The organism is Legionella drozanskii LLAP-1 (assembly GCF_001467585.1).
GTDB classification, from domain to species: Bacteria; Pseudomonadota; Gammaproteobacteria; order Legionellales; family Legionellaceae; genus Tatlockia; species Tatlockia drozanskii.
This window is the reverse complement of record NZ_LNXY01000031.1, coordinates 296,492-306,020: the sequence shown is the minus strand read 5'-3', so window position 1 is coordinate 306,020 and position 9,529 is coordinate 296,492. Positions and strand designations below refer to the sequence as shown.

The following is a 9,529-nucleotide window of genomic DNA, read 5'->3' as shown; positions in this document are numbered from 1 at the left end:
AATTTCTTTTGCTATCTGAGTTTGATTAAAACCAGCTTTCCAAAGCGCTAAAATTTGACAGCGCTTTAGATAATAGATGATGATGACCCACTACGCCTTGTAAAAATTAGTGAACGACAAAAGATTTACTTTAAAATATTGTCCACAAATTATACGAGTGTTGCATTTAAAAATTGAATCCAAAATTTTTATCATTTTTATTTAATAATTAAGGATCAATGAGATTATCTCCTCGCTGAATCATTGTCATACCCCAGCATGGCTAAATCGGTTTAGGATTTACTGTTAAAAAAGGAACTTGGAATAATATTCATGCCTCTGCTTATCAAGCTAATATTAAGTATCTGGATGACTTTTTTAAAAGAAAATCACCGTAAAAAATACTCATTGCCAGTTTGGGCTGGATATGCGGTAAACCCCTCTTTTCTGCTCTAAACTCATCATTTTTGGTAACCTCCTTGGTTACCTTTAATATGATTCAACTCGTCGTCTTTTAAAAGATGACGAAACTTTGATCATAATGGTATAATAATACAAAGTAATTCATGTTTTCTAAATTTGGGTGGTGTAATGAGTTCCAATGGTCCCTTTGACGATATTCCTGTAGAAGTGATTGTGCATGTGCTTTCATTTCTAGATCCCCAGAGTCTTGGTGTTTTATCACAGGTAAATAAATCATTTGAAGATTTAGCTGAGAGAGAATACCTATGGAAAGAATTATTTAAAATCAATTTTCCTCATAAATTTGATCTTTATGAACAGATGAAACCCGATAATTGGTTAATTGCTTTTAAAAACGAGTATGATTGCGAATATGCCCCTGTACCCAAAGCGCTACGGAAATTCTTTTTACTTGCAAAACGAGGTGAAATTAAACGATTAAAGGAAGAGGGTATTAGCCAGGAACAGTTAAATGAGCTCAAAGATAAAAACGGCATTTCACTAATGCAATGGGCTTCTAGGGCAAATCCTACACAATTGTTTGAGCTTTATGGAGTCAAGGTTGAAGAGAAAGATCCTGATACAACTCAGAAAATGCCTGTTGCTCAGATTCAGCTGGGCAAATTATTTGAACATTTTAAAGTTCAAGATAATCCAATTAACCAATTCCTTAAAGATTATCAACTTACACCGTTAATGTTAGCTGCTAGGTTGGGAGAAACAGGTCTTCTGCAACTCTTGATGGCCAAAGGGGCGGGAGTCAATGCTCGTAATAAAATAGGTTTATCTGCCCTTAGTTATGCTGTTTTAATGGGTCATCAACCCATAGTTGACTTGCTTATTAAAAATGGAGCGCTAATTTCCAATAGGAAGAGTCAATTAGACTGGCGAACTGAGGATTGTGTACTTATGTTGACCGCTGAAGATAGTGAACTAACTATCCCTCTTCGTCTAGGTCAGCTACAGATTTTTAAGTCTCTTCTCAATAGTTCTCAACAACTACCAGCCAAAACTCTAAATCCGGCCCTAATTTTGGCAGTTAGAGAGCGGGCATTGGATTTGGCGATTATTAACCAGCTCATTGAAAAAGGAGCTGATGTTAACTTCGAGAATAAGCAAAAACTAACTCCTTTGACAGAGGCTTTATTAAATAAAAAGGTTTCTGAGGATCTAATAAAACTTCTTGTCGATAAGGGTGCTGATATTCTTAAAAACGGAGCTTTTTTAGATGCTATTAATTTAAAGCAGCGTCAGGAAGTAATTGATGCTTTATTTGATAAAGCAACAGCCGAGACACTCAATAAAGCCTTGGTAATGGCTGTTGAGAGAGGGAACCTTACAGCTATAGAAATTGTGCACGATAAAATGACAGCCGCAAAGATACTTGTCGATTCCAAGCAAGGCGTTTTATTTATTCCCCTTGCAAAACCGAAGGAAGGGATAATAAAAGAACTTACTACCTATGAGGGTATCGACATCAATGATAAAAACCCAGAAGGTTTTACACCCTTAATGTGTGCTATCAGAGGATATAAGGAAGCATTGCAATGCCTAAGTGCTGATCCCGCAAAACGTCAATTGATTGATACGCTACTTAGTGATCCTAAGATAGACCCTTCTGTACCTTTATCGGATGATACCCTAGCTTTTAAAAAGGAAGATACAGCTCTTGATATTGCCCTAAAAGTAAGTCCTTTGCATGACGCAGAATTTTTTGATATTGCAAAGCAGATATATACTACGGAGCGAAAACAAAAACTACTACAGGGGCAAAACGAGAAGGAAAAAGAGAAAGAGAATAATACACCTCAACCCTCGCCTGATTTGCTACTTAAATTTAACTGCGCTGATGTATTGGCTTTACGAAACTATCTTAAAGAAATCCGAAAGCGTCCGCCGGATGATTACTTCTATGGCTTTTTTTCTTGGCTTGGTGGTTTCTCTGCTGGAGAGAAACAACAAGCCGCTGAGGGTTTAGAAGCCTTTGTTTTTGGGTTTATTGACTTGGAAACCCTAGAAAAAAATTTTGGCAAGCCGGTGCATCAGGGTAGGCTCGTAAAGATCTTCGAAAGACTTGTTAGTCCGGAAGTTAGAGAGCAATGCGAGCAGGCTAAGGTGACTGACAGTTTGAATCAATAAAGCTCATAACGGGAAAATCCCTCATCCGACGCTTTGCGTCGACCTCTCCCGCTTGCGGGAGAGGTGAAAATTAGGTCCGAACAACTGGTCACATTGGTAACAGTTAATCTGCGTCTCAGACAGAGGAGATGCCTTGGATAGAGACTAAACCTATGAATGAGAAGATTAAATTTGGGGTAGTGACCGGGTAACTGCGATAACCGCCAACTTTACACATGGCGTTCCCCGGTTACAAAGCTTTTGCGGCAACATGGCAACTGTCATGTAAAAGAGCGAATCAAACGGTTAATGAAGCAGCAAGACCTCAAACCTAAAGCCGCACGGCGATTTAAAGTGACCACCGATAGTCAGCATAAAAAATCGGTAGCTGCCAATCTGTTAGGTCGTCAGTTCAATCCTCCTGCCGCGAATATTGCTTGGGCAGCCGATATTACCTACATCCGCACTGGTGAGGGTTGGCTCTATTTAGCCACAGTAATCGATTTATTCAATCGCAAAATTGTAGGATGGAGCATGGGAACTCGTCTTGTTACTCAGTTAATTGAGGATGCATTAACCATGGCTATTAGACGTAACAATCCACCTAGGGGTGTCATTCACCATTCCGATAGAAGGGCGCAATATTGTAGCGATATATACCAGAAATTACTTAAACATTATGGCTTTATTTGCTCCATGAGCGGCTCTGCAACTGCTACGATAATGCGGTAATGGAAAGCTTTTACCATACCTTAAAAATAGAGGCTGTTTAATGGAAAACCATTTAACACTAGAGTAGAAGCGCAAATTAGTCTTTCGATTATATTGAAGTCTTTTACAATCGCAAGCGAATTCACTCGACTCTCGGGTATCAAACACCCCTTGAGTTTGGTTTAGTGGCTTAGTGTTGGTGTACGGGTTTTCAAGGAAGGATCATCTCCAAAAACTCACATTGCTTGACCACGTCACAATATCAATATTATAGCTATGCTATGCTAAATAAAATAAAAGGAATTTAAAAATGGACTTGATACTTAGGAAAGTGGTTGGATTAATATGTGTTTTTTCTTCTTTACTAATAGTTTTGCGGAGGAACCTGCAAAGCCAATTATATGCGATCAGGATTATGCGCTTTGTACTTCCGAAACCAAAGAAACTACCTAAGGCTTGCCCCGCCAAAGCATCAAAAACAAACGAGAGAGGTAATAAATGACTACTATAGATTTGGAAGCTCATTTTTATACTAAAGCAGTTTTTGATTACTTAACAAAGCGAAAAGACTTCCCTCTTTTTATTAAAGAAAAAGAATCAGGTGCCTATTTACTGCGTTTTACGAAGCAGATTGCACTTTTTCAAGATACTGCATTTATTGATATTTTATGTAATCTGGGTCAAGAGCGTATTAAAGCCATGGATGAAGCTGGATTAGATATTCAAGTATTAAGCTTTTCTTCTCCAGGTATTGATGAGTTTTTTCCTGATCATCACACAGCTGCTTCCTTGGCAATAGAACTCAATGACCTAATTTTTGAAAGCACAAAAAAATATCCGACTCGATTTTTGGGTTTTGCATCTGTTTCTCCTTACGATCCGATAAGTTCTGTTAAGGAGTTGGAGCGCGCAATAACCCAATTGGATTTTGTCGGTTGGCTGGCGCATTCTAATTTTGGAGAAAACCAATATTTTGATGACCGCAAATATTGGCCTTTGTTGGAGGCTGCTGAAAGTCTAAATATTCCTATTTATATTCATCCAACTACTCCCTTAATGAGTGAGTTTGGCAAATATGGTTTTGCTTTGGGTGGACCTCCATTAGGATTTCAGTTTGACGTGGCGCTTTGTCTATTGCGAATGATTTATGCTGGCGTTTTTGATCAATTTCCAAAACTTACTATTATCTTAGGACACATGGGGGAAACCATCCCATTTTTAATTCCAGATCGAATAGATTGGGCTTATTCAAACCCTAATATCTCTCAATTAGCTGGTTTTATAAAAGAAAGACCGAAGATCAAGCGTACCCCATCCCAAGTGATTTCAGATAATGTTTATGTCACAACGAGCGGACGTTTTTCCAAACCTTTATTGGATTATACCTTAAGCGTTATGGGAGAACATAAGGTTATGCTTGCAACGGATTATCCTTATGAAAACGTAAAACAATCTATGAGTTTTATTCGGGATTGCAATTTGCCTCATCCTTTATTGCAAAAAATATGTTCGCAAAATGCGAATCGCCTGGGAATTAAGCTTAGGGAGTAATCAAATAAATAAACTTCTTGAATTAGGTTCTGTCGCAAAAAATTTTTTAGGCCAAGAACGAAGTTATCCTGGACGATTTTAGGCCGCAAGGCCATAGAATTGTTCAAAAATAGTCGGATTAGCCGATTGGTCATGCTGCCTTTTCTTGAGCATATGGTGTAATTCAATGCCTGCTAAAGTCGCTTCTGCCGAATGAAATGCTTTAAATCCCTTCATTGGTTTGGTGATTTTTTTAATAAACCGGTGATCTTGTTCCACAATATTATTGAGGTATTTGATTTGGCTCACAGTGAGCTGGACGAATAGTCCACCTAACATGAACAGCAATGCTAATTGTAAATTAATCGTATCAATTCCGGCTTTATTAGCCCCGCTCTTATCCATGGTTACCTTATCTGGCAAGCCATTAGAACCAATGGCCTTCTCAAAAAATGCCCGTGCAGCAGATTCATCCCTTTTCTCTGAAAGCAGGAAATCAACCGTTTTACCTTTTTTATCAACAGCTCGATATAAGTATACCCATTGACCTTTAACCTTAATATAGCTCTCATCCATGCGCCAGGAAATCCTCACTGGGCGTTTATGACGTTTGCGAAACGAGTCCTCTAGCTGTGGAGCATACTCTATAACCCAACGATTGATGGTCGAATGATCTACTTTCAGCCCACGCTCCAATGCTAATTCTTCAATGTCTCGGTAGCTCAAGGAATAAGCTAGATACCATCTGACCAACATTAAAATCATATCTTTTTTAAAGTGACGCCATTTGAAACTGATCATATTATTGCCACCCGTGCTCTTGATGGCAACAATTTTAACCTCGACTCTGATTTTGCGACAGAACCCTGTATTTGCAATTAAAGACTTTGTACTTTGTTAACAGTTACTCTTGGAGTATTTTTTTAAAAAATTTCTTCGGATTCCGTTTCCAAATTTAAAGAATTGTTAAAATGTTTATGCCAGGAATTTTTTCAAAGTCTCCAATATTACTAGTAAGCAAGGGATAACCATGAGCTAGTGCGGTAGCAGCTATTTGTAAGTTATGGACGTTAGAGCTTGATTTAGATCTTGCGCACATCTAATTTCTTAATTGTTTAGGTGATGCCGTATTATTCTTTTTACCTATGGAGCATGCCTGCAAAACAGCCTTATACAATTTGACATATGCATGCAATATCGCTAATCTGTTTAAATTTTAATCTTATCGATTATAAGATTGGTTGATTTAAAAAAGCTAGGCGCCAAATCGGAGGCAAATTTAGTTATGAAAAAGTATTACATTGTAGCACCAAAATCTAATCTATATCCTCTCAGAGACGGTATTTCTGGATCTGTGAAGAGGAGCTATGAAAATCTATTAGATAAGAAACAAGACTTTGTTTTTTATGAAGACAAAGAAGATGCTGAACAAGTCCGTAAGTACGGAGAGATTATTTTTAAAATTTTGGTATTAGATGAGGATAAATTTGAATCTTCGAAAGAGGGACCAAAAACCAAAGAGGTTAAGTTACGGCATGCGCCTAATAAAATAATCTCTTTCAAAAATAAGACCTATGAAGCGACCTTTGCCCCCCAAAATATGATTGCCATGAGCGTCGAAGGATCATATAAACCTTGGCACGAAGCAATCCAAATTAATATGCCGAACCCTAAACGGGTGCCAGAAAAATATTGTGGTTTTTTTAGAAAGAATTCTAATTTCCATGAATATTTTACTCAAGCCCCCAAGAAAGAAGCTAAAATTGCTGCTTCACAGGCAATTGATGCAGCGATAAGCTTATTTGACGATTATGCTAAAAAATCATGGTTTAATCGAAGTACTGACAATGCAAGCATTACTGATTGGCTAATATCATGGTTTCATTATGGTCGCAACCATGCAGAGCTTGCTCGTAGGGTAAGTTTGGATTTATCAAATAAAGAGGGCGATGCGGGTGCGGCGTTAACTTATCTTATAGAGCAGCGACAAACTCTTGCTGAAAAAGGAGCCAACATGTCAGGCTCAATGATATGCAGACTAGATTTTGCCATCTCTAATTTAGCGCAGGTGCCCTTTGATAATGAAGAAACACTTGATAGTGAAGGCAGTTACTACCAACCAAACTAAATTGGGGTATGACTTGCCCTAGCAGACCAACAAGCAGGTCGGGCCCTGAGGTATCGTCACTTTTTTTTGAACAAAAATAGGTGTTGCTCCAATCAGTAGCTCGATTCGTTAGGCTGAGGAAGCGCGTAACGCTGTCTGGGGGTCGGGGTTGGAAGTCCTCAAGACCGAAATGTACGTTAAGAGATAACAGTATGATTTATAACAAATTCAAATCAATACATTAACTGTCTATTGGGATATTAATAACTTCAAAAAAATATAAATTAGCCAAATTGTTTTTATGATGAATTGAATTTATAAATATTAGTATTTATTTGAACTGAATATGACGCCAAATGTCGTTTGACTATGTCCTGTTAAATTGAAAATATTGATACAAGCTGCATCTGACATTGATATCCTCTTTATGCGATTAGTTTTGATATGGATTTTAGAGAGTTCATCCCTTATAGAATATAGGTTGTTATTAATTTAATAAGTAAAAACCAGCTTAATTTACATGATGTTATAGAAAAATTAGTGAAAAACAAAAAAATCGATTTATCGGCTACAGCCAAGACTAGCAAAGGGTTGTAGCGGTGTGCTGGGAAATTCCGTACCTTCCTGCAAAGAACCCCTCAATGGTCTATAATGTATTGAGGAAAAAGATCCCTCACAGGAGCCGGTGCGTTTATGAAAAAACATCAAGTGATGGGAATAGACAGTCAGGCTTTTCATAATATGGTTTATTACGAATGGGGTGATTCTAACAACCCTAAAGTTTTATTGTGTGTTCATGGTCTATTTCGTAATGCTAGAGATTTTGATGACTTGGCTAAAGTGCTATCATCACATTATCGCGTTATTTGTCCTGATATGGTGGGACGTGGGTTAAGCGATAAAATAAGTAACCCCAAAGACTATTCTACTCTGACATACCTCTCTGATATCACAATTTTATTAGCACAACTAGGTGTAACAGAAATTGACTATATAGGCACCTCTATGGGCGGAGTTATCGGTATAATGATAGCAGCAATGAAAAACTCACCTATTAAAAAATTAATTCTGAATGACATAGGTCCTTTCGTTGACACAAAAGCCTTACAACAAATTATTACTTATGGTAAAAAAGGAAGTGAGAAGTATTTTGGAACACTGGGAGAAGTAGAAGCCTATTTAAAAGAAACCTATTCAAGTTTTGCACAATTAAGCCCGGAGCAATGGCAACACCTTGCTGTCTGTGGAGTATGGCAGAATTCAAATAAGCAGTATCAATTAGCCTATGATCCTAAAATAATTGAAAATGTGATCGCCGCTCCTCAATGGGCATTATGGAGTAAGGTTCAATGTCCGATCTTATTACTGCATGCATCATTATCTAATGTTTTATCGGATGATACCGTAATAAAAATGCAACAGTTGCAACCCGCTTTAAAAACAGTAAACATACCCGATATTGGCCATCCTGTTTCATTGATGAAAATAGATGAAATTAAGTTGGTCAAGCAGTGGTTGCTTAGATGCTAAAGGGAACACGCTACCCTAACTACAATACGTTATATAATGACTTTAATTTTAAAATGGGTTTTCAAACCCAAATCCAGTATCCAAACGCTTTCATGAAATTACCTAATCATTCTCAGAAACGGTCGTTTATGAGACTTGGCTTTGCGAAAAATAACTCAGCTTACACCAGTCAATTTAGAAACCGATGAATATACCCCCTAATTACTGCGTTATGCTATTAATATAGCCAATGCACGTTTTTTATGGCGCAACAGAGTAGGTGCTGAACATATAGAGGCTAGTGTTAAAGTTTTAAATTCTGAAAAAGAAGAGTCTTGGGTTTTTGACTCCTCTAATTATTCTATTAACGAATTTAACCATCCTTGGCTGAAAAAATAGCCCTTGCTTTATCTGGTAAAATACCCTTTTTATTATTGAATATTACAACTTATGCGAAAGCTGGTCGCTCTCAGGAAGTATATCCGAGTGAAGAGCTAATTTTGGATAAAGGAATTGGTAAAAGCAAAAAGAGCAAGATTTTATACCATATTGTTATGGTTTAAGTTCTGTATCATCGTTACCTGACTTTTAACCTTTATTTTTGCTGTTCTTTAAAAATTTATTTAAATCAATAGGTTGCGAGCATATAAAATATCAATGGTTAAACGTCGATATTTTATACTACCTTATTGTTTATTAAATTGATTTTAAGTGTGAAATTTGGGTTAACTGCCGTATAGGCAGCTTAGAAAAAACTTACAGGCTCAGATGAGAGCTTTGTAGAGTTAACTGCCGTACAGGCAGCTTAGAAACAGGAAGATGATTACATTAAGTCGCTATAATGAAACATAGTTATTATCTTTGCAATTAAACTTACCACTTCATTCTTAAAATGAGCACATCATGATATGATCTACTCCTCATAAATTTTAGAAATTCTGTAATCTGGCTCAATATATGAAAGCAATCACCCCAATTTTCCTCCTATCGTTATTTGTTATATTTCTTTTTTTCCTTTTCTCAACCGTCGCTACTATTCCAGCCGGTTATGTAGGGGTACCGGTTCTTTTTGGGCGTGTCCAGACTGGCATTCTTGATCCAGGAATTCATTTC

The 9,529-nt window shown here is 37.3% G+C and carries 5 protein-coding genes and 3 pseudogenes; 7 read left to right on the top strand and 1 reads right to left on the bottom strand.

All coding sequences use genetic code 11. The features are described from left to right. Positions 1-570: 570 nt before the first annotated feature. The 4 genes and pseudogenes from Ldro_RS14800 to Ldro_RS14785 all read left to right on the top strand — a co-directional run bounded on the left by Ldro_RS14800 (position 571) and on the right by Ldro_RS14785 (position 4,821). Complete coding sequence (locus Ldro_RS14800) at positions 571-2,580, top strand: ankyrin repeat domain-containing protein (protein WP_058497188.1); 2,010 nt, start codon at positions 571-573, stop codon at positions 2,578-2,580. Between the two features lie 222 nt (positions 2,581-2,802). Further along, positions 2,803-3,291, top strand: a pseudogene (locus Ldro_RS16150) (IS3 family transposase); the annotation flags it as partial. Between the two features lie 86 nt (positions 3,292-3,377). Continuing rightward, a pseudogene (locus Ldro_RS17045) lies at positions 3,378-3,464 on the top strand (hypothetical protein); the annotation flags it as partial. Positions 3,465-3,768: 304 nt separating this feature from the next. Beyond that, positions 3,769-4,821: an amidohydrolase family protein gene (locus Ldro_RS14785; RefSeq protein ID WP_058497186.1), complete on the top strand. Its 1,053-nt coding sequence runs from the start codon at positions 3,769-3,771 to the stop codon at positions 4,819-4,821. A gap of 78 nt (positions 4,822-4,899) precedes the next feature. Here the strand turns inward: Ldro_RS14785 and Ldro_RS14780 are convergent, their stop codons facing one another. Beyond that, entirely contained in the window at positions 4,900-5,601 is a 702-nt protein-coding gene (locus Ldro_RS14780) for an IS6 family transposase (protein WP_058497185.1), read from the bottom strand. 484 nt (positions 5,602-6,085) lie between these two features. Here Ldro_RS14780 and Ldro_RS14775 point away from each other — a divergent pair, with 484 nt between their 5' ends. The 3 genes and pseudogenes from Ldro_RS14775 (at position 6,086) to Ldro_RS17040 (ending at position 8,979) form a co-directional block, all read left to right on the top strand. Next, positions 6,086-6,928: a hypothetical protein gene (locus tag Ldro_RS14775; protein ID WP_157066495.1), complete on the top strand. Its 843-nt coding sequence runs from the start codon at positions 6,086-6,088 to the stop codon at positions 6,926-6,928. A 672-nt stretch (positions 6,929-7,600) separates the two neighbouring features. Continuing rightward, a complete protein-coding gene (locus tag Ldro_RS14770) occupies positions 7,601-8,437 on the top strand; it encodes an alpha/beta fold hydrolase (protein ID WP_058497183.1) in 837 nt (278 codons plus the stop codon). 204 nt (positions 8,438-8,641) lie between these two features. Continuing rightward, positions 8,642-8,979: pseudogene (locus tag Ldro_RS17040) on the top strand (type I-F CRISPR-associated protein Cas7f/Csy3). The last annotated feature ends 550 nt before the right edge of the window (positions 8,980-9,529 follow it).